Origin of the sequence: Pseudomonas sp. PDM20 (genome assembly GCF_014852575.3) — a bacterium.
Lineage (GTDB): Bacteria > Pseudomonadota > Gammaproteobacteria > Pseudomonadales > Pseudomonadaceae > Pseudomonas.
Genome location: NZ_CM181224.1, coordinates 3,401,126 through 3,416,619, shown reverse-complemented (window position 1 = coordinate 3,416,619; position 15,494 = coordinate 3,401,126). Strand labels below are relative to the sequence as shown.

Genomic DNA, 15,494 nt, shown 5'->3' with positions numbered 1-15,494 from the left:
GCATGATTGACAAGAGCCATATCGGCGCGGTGGTCTCCAGCCACACGCAACTGGTCGAGGCGGGGCGCCTGCGCTTCTTCGCCAAGGCCACCGGCCAGACCGATGCGCGCTACAGCGACGAGACCGCCGCCCGCGACGCCGGCTACCCCGGCCTGCCGGTGCCGCCGACCTTCCTCTTCTGCCTGGACATGGAAGCCGGCGGCTCGGGTTCGGTGCTCAAGCGCCTGAACATCGACCTCGGCCGCATCCTGCATGCCGAGCAGGGCTTCACCTACCACCGCATGGCCTTCGCCGGTGAGCGCCTGTCCTTCGAGACGAAGATCGTCGACATCTACGACAAGAAGGGCGGCGCCCTGGAATTCGTGGTGCGTGAAACCCGCGTCAGCAACGCCGCCGGCGAGCTGGTGGCGGAACTGCGCAACAGCCTCGTCGTACGCAACGGATAAGGAGCCGAGCGTGAACCTGAATGCAATCGCCGTCGGCGACGAACTGCCGAGCTTCACCACCGACCCGGTGAACCGCACCACCCTGGCGCTCTACTGCGGCGCCTCGGGGGACCACAACCCGATACACGTCGACATCGACTTCGCGAAGAAGGCCGGCATGCCCGACGTGTTCGCCCACGGGATGCTGTCCATGGCCTACCTCGGCCGGCTGCTGACCAACTGGGTGGCGCAGGAGCGCCTGCGCAGCTACTCGGTGCGCTTCGCCGCGATCACCCAGCTGGGCGACGCCATCACCTGTTCTGGCCGCGTGCTGGAGAAGGACGAGGCCGCCGGCACCCTGCGCCTGGAAATCACCACCCGCAACCAGGCGGGTGAAATCAAACTGTCCGGCGAAGCCGTCGTGGCCCTGGACGCCTGAAACAGGAGAACAACAATGAACAACAAACTCGCAGGCCAGGTCGCCATCGTTTCCGGTTCCGGCCGTGGCATCGGTCGTGAAATCGCCCTCAAGCTGCACCGCGACGGCGCCGCCGTGGTGGTCAACGACCTCGACGCCGCCCCGGCAGAGGAAGTGGTCGCGCAGATCGTCGCCGAAGGCGGTCGCGCCGTTGCCTGCGTCGGCAGCGTGACTGAAAAGGACTTTGGCGAGCGCTTCGTGAAGACCGCCCTGGAGTCCTTCGGCGGCCTCGACATCATCGTCAACAACGCCGGCTACACCTGGGACAACGTAATCCAGAAGATGACCGACCAGCAGTGGGACGACATCATGGAAGTCCACGTCTCCGCGCCGTTCCGCATCCTGCGCGCCGCTTCCGGGCACTTCCGCGAAGCTGCCAAGAAGGAAGCCGAGGAAGGCCGCGAGGTATTCCGCAAAGTGGTCAACATCTCCTCCGTCTCTGGCGTCATGGGCAACCCCGGCCAGGCCAACTACTCGGCCGCCAAGTCCGCGATCAACGGCCTGACCAAGGCCCTGGCCAAGGAGTGGGGCCGCTACAAGGTTTGCGTCAACAGCGTCGCCTTCGGCCTGATCGAAACCCGCCTGACCTCCGCCGCAGCGGGCGAGGGCGCCACCATCAACGTCGGCGGCCGCGAGCTGAAGGTCGGCATCAGCGAACAGATGGCGAAGAACGCCGCCGCGCTGATTCCCATGGGCCGCGCCGGCACTCCGGAAGAGGCCGCCGGTGGTGTCTACCTGTTCTGCATCCCGGAGTCGAACTACGTCTCCGGCCAGGTGCTGATTGTCGGCGGCGGTCGTCCCTGACCGTCCCTTTGCCGGCCGCCCCGTGCGGCCGGCCTTCTTATCCGAATCGTTTCCCGAATCGCTTGCCGAGGAGCCGCCATGAGCGCCACTCAATCGCCGTGGATCACCGACGACCTGGTGATCTTCCAGGACTCCATCCGCCGCTTCATCGCCAACGAACTGGTGCCCCATGAAGAGCGCTGGTGGAAGCAGCAGTACATCGACCGCGACATGTGGCGCAAGGCCGGCGAGTTCGGCATGTTGCTGCCGAGCATCCCCGAACAGTACGGCGGCGGTGGCGGCACCTTCGCCCACGACGCCATCGTCACCCTGGAACAGAGCCGGGCGATGTGCTCCAGCCTGGGCACCAACGTGCACAGCGGCATCGTCGCGCACTACCTGCTGCGCTACGCCAGCGAAGAGCAGAAGCTCGACTGGCTGCCGAAGATGGCGCGTGGCGAGATGGTGGGCGCCATCGCCATGTCCGAGCCGGGCGCCGGTTCCGACCTGCAGGCGATCAAGACCCGCGCCGTGCGTGACGGCGACGAGTACGTGATCAACGGCTCGAAGACCTTCATCACCAACGGCTATCACGCCGACCTCATCCTGGTGGTGGCCAAGACCGACCCGGAGAAAGGCGCCAAGGGCACCTCCATCGTGGTGGTCGAAACCAGGGACCTGCCCGGCTTCCGCCGTGGCCGCATCCTCGAGAAGATCGGCCAGAAGGGCCAGGACACCACCGAACTGTTCTTCGACGACGTGCGCGTGCCGGCCAGCAACCTGCTGGGCCCGGAGGAGGGCAAGGGCTTCATCCAGCTGATGCAGCAGCTGCCCCAGGAACGCATGATCATCGCCCTCGGCGCGCTGGCGACCATGGAGCGCGCGGTGGCCGAGACGGTGGAGTACGTGCGCAGCCGCAAGGTGTTCGGCCAGACCCTGCTGGACCTGCAGAACACTCGTTTCAAGCTCGCCGAGTGCCAGAGCACTGCCGTCATTGCCCGCGCCTTCGTCGACGACTGCATGGTCAAGGTGCTCAAGGGCGAGCTGTCCGGCGAGACCGCAGCCATCGCCAAGTGGTGGAGCACCGAGCAGAACTGCAAGGTGATCGACGAGTGCCTGCAGCTGCACGGCGGCTACGGCTACATGCTCGAGTACCCCATCGCGCGGATGTACGCCAACGCCCGGGTGGGCCGCATCTTCGGCGGCTCCAACGAAATCATGAAGGAAATCATCGCCCGCACCCTGTGATGCGGGTGGGCCGGGCCGCCACGTGCGGTCCGGTCATTCCCGCCGGGATGCCCGCCGCGAGGTACGCATGTCGAGCATCGAACTCTCCATCGAAGACGGACTGGCGCGCCTGACGCTGGCTAGTCCGGAACGCCGGAACGCATTGACCACGGCGATGGTCGCCGAGCTGATCGACGCGCTCACCGCCCTGCGCCGCAACCCTGAAGTGCGCGCGCTGCTGTTATCCGGCGCTGGCGGGGCTTTCTGCTCCGGCGGCGACGTCAGCAGCATGGGCGGTACGCCCGAAGCCGGCGCGGTGCGCATGCGCATGGCCGAGACCAACCGCCTGCTCGCCGCCCTGGCCGACTTCGACCGCCCGGTCGTTGCGCTGGTGGACGGCGTGGCCTATGGCGCCGGTTTCAGCCTCGCGCTGGCTGCTGACTTCGTCATCGCCAGCGAGCGTGCCCGCTTCTGCATGGCCTTCGCCCGCATCGGCCTGGTGCCGGACCTGGCCGCCTCCTGGCTGCTGCCGCGCCTGGTGGGCATGCAGCGCGCCCGCGAGATCATCTATTCCGCCCGCGAGATCGGCGCCGCCGAAGCCGTGCAACTGGGCATCGCCCTGGAACGGCATGAAGGCGAGCGCGCCATCGAACGCGCCGGGGAACTGGCTCGAGCGCTGGCAGAGATGTCGCCCCCGGCCTTCGCCATGAGCAAGCGCCTGCTGGCCCGCAGCTTCGAGAACGACCTGGCCGCCCAGCTCGACGCCGAAGCTGCCGCCCAGGCCGTGGCGCTCACATCCGGCTACGTGAAGGAAGCCTCCGCGCGCTTCCTGCGCAAGGAAGCCCCGCAATACCAGTGGCCGTCGCGCCGCGACGACTGAACGACAACAACAACGAGGCTCAGACCCGCCATGACCCAGACCAGCCCCGGCGCTGCCATCCGCGCCGTGCTCGACCGCCAGCGCGCCGCGCACCTGTCCAGTGAACCGCTGAGCGCCGAGCGGCGCATCGAGCTGATCGACCGCGCCATCGGCCTGCTGGTCGATCACCAACAGGCAATCGTCGAAGCGGTGCGCGCCGATTTCGGCCAGCGCAGCGATGACTTCTCCCGCGTGGTGGAAGTGCTGTCGCCACTGATGAGCCTGAAGCAGACCAAGGCCCAGCTGCTCGGCTGGATGCAGCCCGAGCCGCGCCACTGCGAGCGCGGCGAAGCCTGGGTGGAGTACCAGCCGCTGGGCGTGGTGGGCATCGTCACGCCATGGAACTTCCCGGTGAACATGGTCTTCACCGGCCTTGCCGGAGTCCTGGCCGCCGGCAACCGGGCGATCATCAAGCCCTCGGAATTCACCCCGCACAGCTCGGCACTGATTGCCCGGATGATTGCCTCGGTGTTCGCCGAGGACGAAGTCGCGGTGATCACCGGCGGGCCGGAAGTCGGCCAGGCGTTCTGCGCCCAGCCCTTCGACCACCTGCTGTTCACCGGCGCCACCAGCATCGGCCGCCAGGTGATGCGCGCCGCCGCCGAGAACCTGGTGCCGGTGACCCTGGAGCTGGGCGGCAAGTCGCCGACCATCATTTCCCGCTCGGCCGACTTCCAGGCCGCGGTGCAGAAGATCATCGCCGGCAAGCTGCACAACGCCGGGCAGATCTGCCTGGCGCCGGACTACGTGTTCGTCCCCGAGGAGTCGCTGGACGACTTCATCGCCAGCGCCCGTGAAGTGATCGCGCGCATCTACCCGAGCCTGCGCGACAACCCCGACTACACCTCGGTGATCAACGTTCGCCACCAGCAGCGCCTGCAGGGCTACCTGGACGAAGCCCGCGAGGCGGGCGTAGAGCTGATCGAGCTGAACCCGGCCGGCGAGGACTTCGCTGCGCAAACCGGGCACAAGCTGGCGCCGACCCTGCTGCGCAACCCCGGCGACGAGCTGAAGGTGATGCAGGACGAAATCTTCGGCCCGCTGCTGCCGATCAAGCCGTACAAGACCATCGCCGAGGTGATCGACTACATCAACGCCCACCCGCGTCCGCTGGGCCTGTACTACTTCGGCGTCGACGCCGACGAGCAGGCGCTGGTGCTGCGCCGCACCACTTCCGGGGGGGTGACCATCAACGACGTGATCAAGCACGTTGGCGTCGAGAGCCTGCCGTTCGGCGGTGTAGGTCCTTCGGGTATGGGCTCGTACCACGGCCGCGACGGCTTCCGCGCCTTCAGCCACGCCAAGGCGGTGTTCAAGCCGGCCGACGGCCCGGACCTGATGCGCCCGCCTTACGTTGAGCCGCTGCGTCAGGCCGTCACCGCCATGATCTGTCGCTGAGGAATCGCCATGAAAGCTGCTGTACTGCGCCAACCGGGCACGCCGCTGTCCATCGAGGAAGTTGCCATCGGCAAGCCCGGCCCGCGCGAAGTGCTGATCCGCACCCGCGCCGTGGGCCTTTGCCATTCCGACCTGCATTTCATCGAAGGTGCCTACCCCTGGCCGATGCCGGTGATCCTCGGCCACGAGGCCGCCGGCGTCGTCGAGCAGGTGGGCTCGGAAGTTCGTTCGGTGAAGCCGGGCGACCACGTCGTCACCTGCCTCTCGGCCTTCTGCGGGCATTGCCCGCACTGCGTTTCCGGACACCTGTCGCTGTGCGTGTCGCCGGAGACCAAGCGCGGCAAGCACGATGAGCCGCGCCTGAGCGAGGTCACCAGCCTCAAGCCGGTGAACCAGTTCATGAACCTCTCGGCCTTCGCCGAACAGATGCTGGTGCACGAGAACGCCTGCGTCGCCATCCGCCGCGACATGCCGCTGGACCGTGCCGCCGTGCTCGGTTGCGCGGTAATCACCGGCACCGGCGCGGTGTTCAACACCGCCCAGGTGCGGCCGGGCGAGACCGTGGCGGTGATCGGCTGTGGCGGCATCGGCCTGTCCACCCTCAACGGCGCGGCGCTGGCCGGGGCAGGGCGGATCATCGCCATCGACCGGCTCGACTCGAAGCTGGAACTGGCGAAGACCTTCGGCGCCACCGACGTGATCAATGCCGCCGACGGCGACGCCGTGCAGCAGGTGCTGGAGCTGACCCGCGGCGGCGTGCAGCACGCCTTCGAGTGCATCGGCCTGAAGCAGACCGCCGAACAGGCCTTCGCCATGCTCGCGCGCGGCGGCAGCGCCACCGTCATCGGCATGATCAAGCCCGGCGTGAAGCTGGAGCTGAGCGGCCTGGACTTCCTCGCCGAGCGGCGCATCCAGGGCTCTTTCATGGGCTCCAACCGCTTCCCGGTGGACCTGCCGCGGCTGGTGGACTTCTACCTGCAGGGCCGGCTGAAACTCGACGAGCTGATATCCCAGCGCATCGGCCTTGAGCAGATCAACCTGGGCTTCGACGAGCTGCGCCGCGGAGAACTGGCGCGCTCGGTCATCGTCTTCGACCAGTGAAACGCGGAGAACCCCCATGAAGACACGCATTACCGAACTGCTCGGCATCCGCTACCCGATCATCCAGGGCGGCATGATGTGGGTCGGTCGCGCCGAGATGGCCGCCGCCGTTTCCAACGCCGGCGGGCTGGGCATCCTCACCGCGCTGACGCAGCCGACCCCGGAGGCGCTGGGTGAGGAAATCGAGCGCTGCCGGACCCTCACCGACAAGCCTTTCGGCGTGAATCTGACGCTGCTGCCGTCGATCAATCCGCCGCCGTACGAGCGCTACCTGGACGTGATCATCGCCAGCGGCGTGAAGGTGCTGGAGACCGCCGGCAACAATCCCGGCGAATTCATCGCCCGCGCCAAGGCCGCCGGCATGACGGTGATCCACAAGTGCGTGGCCGTGCGCCATGCGCTGAAGGCGCAGAGCCTGGGGGTGGACGCAGTGTCCATCGACGGTTTCGAGTGTGCCGGGCATCCGGGCGAGGACGATGTTTCCGGCCTGGTGCTGATCCCGCTGGCGGCACGCCGCCTGCAGGTGCCAGTGATCGCTTCCGGCGGCATCGCCGATGGCGAAGGCATGGCTGCCGCCCTGGCCCTGGGCGCCGAAGGGGTGAACATGGGCACGCGTTTCTGCGCCACCCAGGAGGCGCCGATCCACGAGAACATCAAGCGCGCGCTGGTGGGCGCCACCGAGCGCGACACCCGGTTGATCTTCCGCACCCTGCACAACACCGCGCGGGTACTGCGCAACCCTATCTCCGAGGAAGTGGTCAGCATCGAGAAGCGCGGCAATGCGCAATTCGAGGACATCCGCCACCTGGTGGCCGGTGCCCGTGGCCGCGCGGCGCTGGAGAGCGGCGAGGCGGACGACGGCATCGTCACCGCCGGGCAGTGCGTCGGCCTGATCGACGACATCCCCAGCTGCGCCGAGCTGCTGCAGCGCATGGTCCGCGACTGCCGGGCCAGCCTCCAGCGAGCCCAGCGTTACGCGGGGAGCGAAGCATGAGCGCCAGTGATTTCATCGAAGAGGAGGGCGCCGTGCCCGCCGGCTTCCAGCCCATGTCGCGGCCGGGCTTCGTCAACAACTGCGGTGGGGTGTACGTGAACCTGGAACGCCGAGTGGTGGCGGCGCGAATCCTCGAGGAGCACCTGAACCCGCTGGGGATTGCTCACGGCGGTTTCCTCGCGACCCTGGTCGATACCGGCTTCGGCACGGCAATCAAGCTCACCGCCGGCAGCGAACTGCCCCCGGCCACCATCAACCTCGACATGGACTACCTGAGCCCGGCGCTGCCGGGGCGCTGGATCGAAGTCCATGTGCAGATCCACAAGCTCGGCCGCAGCATCTGCGTGGCCAGTTGCGACCTGCTTGACGGCGACAAACTGCTGGCGCGCGGCAAGGGCACTTTCATCAACAACACGCGCAGCCTGCACGGCCGGGCGCAATGAACCAGGAGCCAGCCATGGCCGAGAATCCCTCAGCCGCCGCGCCCGTCGGACCGGAAGCGCAGTACCAGCGGTTCCTCCAGCAGGGCCGTTTCATGATCCAGCACAGCGCTTCCACTGGCCGCCATGTGTTCTACCCGCGGGTGGCCGTCCCCGGCAGCGGCGAGACCGACCTGGAATGGGTCGAGGCTGCCGGCACCGGGCGCATCTACGCCATCACCGTTAACCGCTCGCGCAATGCCAGCCACAACGTGGCGCTGATCGATCTCGACGAAGGCGTGCGCCTGATGTCGCGCATCGAAGGCCGGGAAACCGCGCCCATCGGCAGCCGCGTCAAGGCGCGGGTGATCGAGGAAGACGGGCAGGCGCTCGTGGTGTTCGACGTGATCGAAGAGGTGCAGGCATGAATTCGTCCCTTCGCGGCAAGACCGCCATCGTCGGCATCGGCAGCGCCGGAATCGGCGAAGCCCACGGTTTCAGTGCCATGGAACTGCTCGGCCAGGCTTCGCTGAAAGCCATCGCCGATGCCGGGCTGAAACTCTCCGACGTCGATGCGGTGTTCTCCGCCACCAGCTCCCATGCGTTCCCGACGCTGTCGGTATGCGAGTATCTGGGCATCAAACCCAGGTTCGTTGACGGCACCAACGTCGGCGGTTCCAGCTTCGAATGGCACCTGCTGCAGGCCACCCTGGCGCTGCAGGCCGGGCTGTGCGACGTGGCGTTGATCTGCTATGGCTCCAACCAGCGCACCGCCGGCGGCAAGCTGGTGTCGATGAGCGAGCCGCAGTGGCACGAGACGGCCTACAAGCCGCGCCACCCGATCACCTCCTATGCGCTGGCGGCCAGCCGGCACATGCACCAGTACGGCACCACCCGCGAGCAGCTGGCGGAAGTGGCGCTGGCCGCACGCGGCTGGGCCAACCTCAACCCGGAGGCCTTTGCCCGCGGCCCGCTGAGCATGGACGACGTGCTGGGCGCACGGATGGTCAGCGACCCGCTGAGCGCCGCCGACTGCTGCCTGGTGACCGATGGCGCCGGCGCCTGCGTGATGGTCCGTGCGGACCGTGCCCGCGACCTGCCGAACAAACCGGCCTACTTCCTCGGTGTCGGCGGCGCGCAGTGGCACCGTTCGGTAGTGTGCATGCCGGACCTGACTGTCACCGCCGCCTCGGAAAGCGGCCCGCGCGCCATGCAGATGGCCGGCGTGAGCCACGCTGACGTCGACCTGGTGATGCTCTACGACGCCTTCACCATCAACACCATCCTGTTCCTCGAAGACCTCGGCTTCTGCCCGAAGGGCGAGGGCGGGCGGTTCGTCCAGGGCGGGCGTATCGCTCCCGGCGGCGAGCTGGCGGTGAACACCAATGGTGGTGGGCTGTCGTGCGTGCATCCGGGGATGTACGGGATGTTCCTGATCCTCGAAGCGGTGACGCAGATTCGCGGCCAGGCCGGTGCGCGGCAATTGAAGAAGGCGGATGTCGCGCTGCTGCATGGCAACGGCGGGACGCTGTCGAGCCAGGTCACGGCGTTCCTGGGGAGTGAGGCGGTGCTCTGATCGGGCATCGAGCAAGAGCCCCTCACCCTAACCCTCTCCCAAGGGGAGAGGGGACCGTTCGGTGCAGGTTGAAACCAATGCGTCAGCCGGCACGATCTGCCCCCTCTCCCTGAGGGAGAGGGCTGGGGTGAGGGGGAAGCCCAGGCACGCAATCATCAGGCAAGCACCGAAAGCCCGCCCGGCCCTGCCGCGCGGGTTTTTCGCTTTCCCGTGGCACGAAAGAAATCCCGCCCGAAATTGGTCCGAACGAACTACAGCCAGCCCCGCGCCACGTCCCGATACTCGACGGCGAAACCCCTGCCGTGAAAGCGGCCCACAAGAACAACAGGTCTGAGGAACACCTCGATGGATATCCACTACACGCCCGAAGAGCTGGCCTTCCGCGAGGAAGTGCGGGCCTTCCTGCGCGACAAGCTGCCGGCCGAGCTGGCCGCCAAGGTCAAGCTCGGCAAGCGCCTCTCCAAGGAAGACAACGTCTTCTGGATGCGCACCCTGAACGATCGCGGCTGGCACGCCTCCCTCTGGCCGGTGGAACACGGTGGCACCGGCTGGAGCGTGGTGCAGAAGTACATCTTCGAGGAAGAGTGCGCGATCTTCGGCGCGCCCCGTGTGCTGCCGTTCGGCGCGGTCATGGTCGGCCCGGTGATCATCAATTTCGGCACCGAGGAGCAGAAGGCCTACTTCCTGCCGCGCATCCTCGACATGACCGACTGGTGGGCCCAGGGTTATTCCGAGCCGGGCTCCGGCTCCGACCTGGCCAGTCTGAAGACACGCGCCGTGCGCGACGGCGAGCACTACATCGTCAACGGCCAGAAGACCTGGACCACCATGGGCCAGCACGCCGACTGGATTTTCTGCCTGGTGCGCACCGACCCGCAGGCCAAGGCCCAGCGCGGCATCAGCTTCCTGCTGATCGACATGAAGTCCCCCGGCATCACCGTGCGCCCGATCATCACCCTGGACGGCGAGCACGAGGTCAACGAGGTCTTCTTCGACAACGTGAAGGTGCCGGTGGCCAACCTGGTGGGCCAGGAGAACGACGGCTGGACCTGCGCCAAGTACCTGCTCACCCACGAGCGTACCGGGCTTGCCGGCATCGGCTTCTCCAAGCAGTTGCTGCGCCAGCTCAAGGGCATCGCGGCGCGCGAGCGCAAAGGCGGGAAACCGCTGATCGACGATCCGCTGTTCCGGGCGCAGATTGCCGATCTGGAAATGCAGCTGATGGCGGCAGAAATGAGCAACCTGCGCATCCTCGCCGCCGCCCGCGAAGGCGGCGGCAGCGGCGCGGAAAGCTCGATCCTCAAGGTGCGCGGCACCGAGATCCGCCAGGCGATCACCCATCTGCTGCGCAAGGCCGTCGGCCCCTACGCGCTGCCGTTCCTCGAAGAGGAAATGGAAGCCTGCTCCGGCGACCTGCTGCACACCGACTACAGCGCCACCGCCGCCAGCCAGTACTTCATCATGCGCAAGCTCTCGATCTACGGCGGCTCCAACGAAATCCAGAAGAACATCGTTTCCAAAGTGAACCTCGGACTCTGAGAGGCAGCCGACCATGGACTTCAAACTCAATGAAGAGCAGCAGATGCTGCAAGACACGGCGGCGCGTCTGGTACGTGACGCCTACGGATTCGAACAGCGCGAGGCTTTTCGCCGTAGCGAGCTGGGCTACAGCGCCGACTTCTGGCGCCAGCTCGGCGAGCTGGGCCTGACCGGCGTGTCCCTGCCCGAAGCCTACGGCGGCTTCGGCGGCGGCGTGGACAGCATGCTGGTGCACACCGAACTGGGCCGTGGCCTGTGCCTGGAGCCTTACCTGCAGTCGGTGGTATTCGCCGGCGGCCTGCTGGCCCAACTGGGCAGCGACGCGCAGAAGGACCAGCTGCTGACCCGCGTTGCCAGTGGCGAGCTGCAACTGGCGGTGGCCTTCGAGGAACCGCAAAGCCATTACGAACTGAACAGCGTGGCCACCCGCGCCGAACCGGTGAACGGTGGCTGGCGTCTGAGCGGGCGCAAGGTCGCGGTGATCGGCGGGCACAGCGCCGGGCTGATCCTGGTCTCGGCTCGCGTGGCCGGCGGCGAGCAGGACGAGCAGGGCATCGGCCTGTTCTTCCTCGACCCGAACGAGGCGGGCGTGAAGCGCCGCGTCTACCCGACCGCCAACGGCCTCAAGGCCTGCGAGCTGTACCTGGACGGTGCCTTTGTCGCCAGCGAGCACGTGCTGGGCGAACCCGGCGAAGCCTTCGATGCGCTGCGCTACCAGCAGGGTCGCGCCATCGCCGCGCAGTGCGCCGAGGCGGTCGGCGCCATGGAAGCCACCTGCGAGCTGACCCTGGACTACCTGAAGACCCGCAAGCAGTTCGGCGTCGCCATCGGCTCCTTCCAGGTGCTGCAGCACCGCATGGTGGACATGCGCGCCGAACTGGACCAGGCCAGCAGCATGGCGATCCTCGCCGCCTGCGTCGCCGACCAGCCCGACAGCGCCGAACGCAGCCGCGCCCTGGCTGCCGCCAAGTACATCACGGTCCGCGCCGGCCGCCTGATCTCCGAGCAGTGCATCCAGCTGCACGGCGGCATCGGCCTCACCGACGAATACCTGGGCTCGCACTACGCCAAGCACCTGGTGATGATCAGCCATCAGTTTGGCGACGACGACCATCACTTGCAGGCGTTCAGCCAGATGATGGACGTGGCCTAGTACGTAGGGCGTATAACGCGCCAGCGTTATCCGCCGCTGCCCCGAATGACGGCGGATAACCGCAAGCGGTTATGCGTCCTACGTTCTGCTTTCCTACAGGCCCCTGGCGTCTCGCAGGTGTAGCCCAGTCCCAGAGTCACCCCTTGTTCCGGGCCGCAAGGCCCGGTTTTTTCCAGGAGTCCCCGATGAAAGTCCTCGTAGCCGTCAAGCGCGTGGTCGATTACAACGTCAAGGTCCGCGTCAAGGCGGACCACTCCGGCGTCGATCTGGCCAACGTCAAGATGTCCATGAACCCCTTCTGCGAAATCGCCGTGGAAGAGGCCGTACGCCTGAAAGAAAAAGGCTTCGCCAGCGAGATCGTGGTGGTCTCGGTCGGCCCCAGTGGCGCGCAGGAGCAACTGCGTACCGCATTGGCACTGGGCGCAGACCGCGCGGTGCTGGTCGAGAGCAATGACGAACTGAGCTCGCTGGCCGTCGCCAAGGCCCTGCAAGCCCTCGTCGATAAAGAGCAGCCGCAACTGGTCATCCTCGGCAAACAGGCCATCGACAGCGACAACAACCAGACCGGCCAGATGCTGGCTGCGCTGACCGGCTACGCCCAGGGCACCTTCGCCTCCAAGGTCGAAGTCGCTGGCGACAAGGTCAACGTCACCCGTGAAATCGACGGCGGCCTGCAGACCGTTGCCCTGAACCTGCCGGCAATCGTCACCACCGACCTGCGCCTGAACGAGCCGCGCTACGCGTCGCTGCCGAACATCATGAAGGCGAAGAAGAAGCCGCTGGAAACCCTCACTCCTGATGCGCTGGGCGTCTCCACGGCCTCCACCGTGAAAACCCTCAAGGTCGAAGCGCCCGCCGCGCGCAGTGCCGGCATCAAGGTGAAATCCGTGGCCGAACTGGTCGAGAAACTGAAGAACGAAGCGAAGGTGATCTGATGGCGGTCCTGGTTATTGCAGAACATTCCAATGGCGCGTTGGCCTCGGCGACGCTGAACACTGTCGCCGCTGCGCAGAAGATTGGTGGCGACATCGCTGTGCTGGTCGCTGGCCAGAATGTCGCTGGCGCGGCCGAAGCCGCTGCCAGGATCGCCGGTGTTGCCAAGGTGCTGGTCGCCGACAACGCCGCCTACGCTCACCAGCTACCGGAGAATGTGGCGCCGCTGATCGCGTCCCTCGCCCGCGATTTCGGCCACGTTCTGGCCCCGGCGACCACCAACGGCAAGAACTTCCTGCCGCGCGTCGCCGCCCTGCTGGACGTCGACCAGATCTCCGAGATCATCGAAGTGGTCAGCGCCGACACCTTCAAGCGTCCGATCTATGCCGGTAACGCCATCGCTACCGTGCAATCCTCGGCCGCCGTCAAGGTCATCACCGTGCGTGGCACCGGCTTCGACGCCGTTGCTGCCGAAGGTGGCTCCGCCGCTGTTGAAGCTGTTTCCGGCCCGGCCGATGCCGGCAAGTCCGCCTTCGTGGGCGAAGAACTGGCCAAGTCCGACCGTCCGGAACTGACCGCTGCCAGGATCGTCGTTTCCGGCGGCCGTGGCATGGGCAATGGCGACAACTTCAGCATCCTCTACTCCCTGGCTGACAAGCTGGGCGCTGCCGTCGGCGCTTCCCGCGCTGCCGTTGACGCCGGCTTCGTGCCGAACGACATGCAGGTCGGCCAGACCGGCAAGATCGTCGCTCCGCAGCTGTACGTGGCCGTCGGTATCTCCGGCGCCATCCAGCACCTGGCGGGCATGAAGGACTCGAAAGTGATCGTTGCGATCAACAAGGACGAAGAGGCGCCGATCTTCCAGGTTGCCGACTACGGCCTGGTGGGGGACTTGTTCGAGGCGGTGCCGGAGCTGCAAGGCGCGCTGTGAGCCGCGGCCGGCGTGCCCGACAAAAGAAATCCGGGTCGCCACGCGCATGGCCGAAAGTGATCTAGCTTGAATGGAGGGGAGCCGGCGTCGGTGCCGGCTCCGCGAGCAGATCGGCGCCGCGTCCGTGTGCGCCGCACGTCCCTCACCCCAGGTGACGAAACGCCATGGACTCCCCGAAGAAAGCCTCCAGCAAGAAAGCCGGTGCCCCCGAATCTGCCGTGCAGTTCCGCTCCCGCGAGGAGCGCCTGGACGTCGGCCGGCGCCTGCGGCAGAAGATTCCCCGCGAAAGCCATGGCAAATGGAAGTCGCCCGGGCGACAGCGCGATGTCATCGCCATCCTGGAAAAGTCCAACCGCGACCGCCTCAAGGACCTGGTGCCGATCCGCTACGGGCGCATGTTGCGCAGCCCGTTCACCTTCCTGCGGGGTTCGGCCGCACTGATGGCCCATGATCTCGCCGGGCTTCCGCATATCGGCGTGAAGGTGCAGGCGTGCGGCGACTGCCATCTGCTCAACTTCGGATTTTTCGCGACCCCCGAGCGCAACCTGGTCTTCGATCTCAACGACTTCGACGAAACCCTGCCGGCGCCCTGGGAATGGGACATCAAGCGCCTGGCGGTGAGTTTCGCGGTGGCTGCCCGCAGTAGCAGCATCGCCGATGCTCGCGCCCGCGAAATTGCCATGACCTGCGTGCGGGCCTACCGCGAGAACCTGCGCTCCTATTCGCGCATGAGCCCGCTGGAAGTCTGGTACTCGCGCCTGGATACCCAGGCCCTGCTGGACATGGCGCCCGATGCCAAGGCGCGCAAGTTTCGCCAGCAGCTGTTCGACCGAGCCCGCGAACGGGTGGTGGAAAGCGCCTTCCCGAAGATCGCCGGGCAGGTGGCCGGCCAGCCGCGCATCATCGACCAGCCGCCGATCATCTACCACGTCGCCGAAGCGGACTTCATGCAGCGCGTACTGAGCAGCCTGGCGGACTACCGCGGCAGCCTGTCGGACGATCGCCGGGTGCTGTTCGAGCGTTACCGCCTGGTCGACGCGGCAGTGAAGGTGGTCGGCATCGGCAGCGTCGGCACGCGCTGCTTCATCGCGCTGCTGTTTTCCGAGGAGAACCACCCGCTGATCCTGCAGTTCAAGGAGTCCTGCCGCTCGGTACTCGAGCCTTACGCCGGCAAGTGCCAGTACCGCCACCAGGGGCAGCGTGTGGTGATGGGCCAGCGCCTGATGCAGTCCTCCAGCGATATCTTCCTTGGCTGGATGCGCAGCCCGGCCGGGCGCGACTACTTCGTCCGACAGCTGCGCGACATGAAACTGTCGGTGCCGGTGGAACGCATCAGTGCCGTGCAACTGGAGCGCTACGCCGATATCTGTGGGCTGACCCTGGCCCGCGCCCACGCCAAGTCCGGCGACGCCGCGAGCATCAGCGGTTACCTGGGCAAGGGCGACGCCTTCGACAAGTCGATAGGCGACTTCGCCTTGCTCTATGCCGACCAGACCGAACGCGACCACGACGCGCTGGTCAAGGCCGCGCGCAGCGGGCGAGTAAAGGTGTTGATGGAGGAAGAGTAGGGCGTCCTGCGAGCCGTTTCGCGTCAGCAGGAATTCAATCTGCGCAGCGG

General features: G+C 66.7%; 16 protein-coding genes. All 16 read left to right on the top strand.

What is annotated here, in order from left to right:
* The first annotated feature begins 2 nt into the window (after positions 1-2).
* Positions 3-446: a MaoC family dehydratase N-terminal domain-containing protein gene (locus tag IB261_RS15620; RefSeq protein WP_192295992.1), complete on the top strand. Its 444-nt coding sequence runs from the start codon at positions 3-5 to the stop codon at positions 444-446.
* A gap of 10 nt (positions 447-456) precedes the next feature.
* On the top strand, positions 457-864 hold the full coding sequence (locus IB261_RS15615) for a MaoC family dehydratase (protein WP_081520367.1): 408 nt from the start codon (positions 457-459) through the stop codon (positions 862-864).
* A 15-nt stretch (positions 865-879) separates the two neighbouring features.
* Positions 880-1,707 carry an SDR family NAD(P)-dependent oxidoreductase gene (locus IB261_RS15610; RefSeq protein ID WP_151187172.1) on the top strand — a complete coding sequence of 276 codons (828 nt, stop codon included), beginning with the start codon at positions 880-882 and terminating at the stop codon, positions 1,705-1,707.
* Between the two features lie 78 nt (positions 1,708-1,785).
* Positions 1,786-2,934, top strand: a complete 1,149-nt coding sequence (locus IB261_RS15605; protein ID WP_081520365.1) for an acyl-CoA dehydrogenase family protein — start codon at positions 1,786-1,788, stop codon at positions 2,932-2,934.
* Positions 2,935-3,001: 67 nt separating this feature from the next.
* Complete coding sequence (locus tag IB261_RS15600) at positions 3,002-3,793, top strand: enoyl-CoA hydratase/isomerase family protein (RefSeq protein WP_192223485.1); 792 nt, start codon at positions 3,002-3,004, stop codon at positions 3,791-3,793.
* A 30-nt stretch (positions 3,794-3,823) separates the two neighbouring features.
* Positions 3,824-5,230, top strand: coding sequence for a coniferyl aldehyde dehydrogenase (locus IB261_RS15595; RefSeq protein ID WP_192382527.1), 1,407 nt, complete (start codon positions 3,824-3,826; stop codon positions 5,228-5,230).
* A 9-nt stretch (positions 5,231-5,239) separates the two neighbouring features.
* Positions 5,240-6,331 (top strand): Zn-dependent alcohol dehydrogenase, encoded by a 1,092-nt coding sequence (locus tag IB261_RS15590; protein ID WP_192382526.1) that lies wholly within the window; start codon positions 5,240-5,242, stop codon positions 6,329-6,331.
* Positions 6,332-6,347: 16 nt separating this feature from the next.
* The gene (locus IB261_RS15585) at positions 6,348-7,325 is read left to right on the top strand and encodes an NAD(P)H-dependent flavin oxidoreductase (protein WP_192295985.1); all 978 of its coding nucleotides are present in this window, start codon (positions 6,348-6,350) and stop codon (positions 7,323-7,325) included.
* Positions 7,322-7,768, top strand: coding sequence for a PaaI family thioesterase (locus IB261_RS15580; RefSeq protein ID WP_192382525.1), 447 nt, complete (start codon positions 7,322-7,324; stop codon positions 7,766-7,768). The genes IB261_RS15585 and IB261_RS15580 overlap by 4 nt, the downstream gene beginning before the upstream one ends.
* Before the next feature lie 14 nt (positions 7,769-7,782).
* Complete coding sequence (locus IB261_RS15575; protein WP_192382524.1) at positions 7,783-8,172, top strand: Zn-ribbon domain-containing OB-fold protein; 390 nt, start codon at positions 7,783-7,785, stop codon at positions 8,170-8,172.
* Positions 8,169-9,320 (top strand): thiolase family protein, encoded by a 1,152-nt coding sequence (locus IB261_RS15570; protein WP_192382523.1) that lies wholly within the window; start codon positions 8,169-8,171, stop codon positions 9,318-9,320. Before IB261_RS15575 ends, IB261_RS15570 begins: the two co-directional genes overlap by 4 nt.
* 345 nt (positions 9,321-9,665) lie before the next feature.
* A complete protein-coding gene (locus IB261_RS15565; RefSeq protein ID WP_192382522.1) occupies positions 9,666-10,859 on the top strand; it encodes an acyl-CoA dehydrogenase family protein in 1,194 nt (397 codons plus the stop codon).
* Between the two features lie 13 nt (positions 10,860-10,872).
* Complete coding sequence (locus IB261_RS15560) at positions 10,873-12,012, top strand: acyl-CoA dehydrogenase family protein (protein WP_192382521.1); 1,140 nt, start codon at positions 10,873-10,875, stop codon at positions 12,010-12,012.
* Positions 12,013-12,197: 185 nt separating this feature from the next.
* Entirely contained in the window at positions 12,198-12,947 is a 750-nt protein-coding gene (locus IB261_RS15555) for an electron transfer flavoprotein subunit beta/FixA family protein (RefSeq protein WP_192382520.1), read from the top strand.
* Positions 12,947-13,876, top strand: a complete 930-nt coding sequence (locus tag IB261_RS15550; RefSeq protein WP_192382519.1) for an electron transfer flavoprotein subunit alpha/FixB family protein — start codon at positions 12,947-12,949, stop codon at positions 13,874-13,876. The genes IB261_RS15555 and IB261_RS15550 overlap by 1 nt, the downstream gene beginning before the upstream one ends.
* A gap of 164 nt (positions 13,877-14,040) precedes the next feature.
* Positions 14,041-15,444, top strand: coding sequence for a DUF2252 domain-containing protein (locus tag IB261_RS15545; protein ID WP_192382518.1), 1,404 nt, complete (start codon positions 14,041-14,043; stop codon positions 15,442-15,444).
* Positions 15,445-15,494 lie beyond the last annotated feature (50 nt).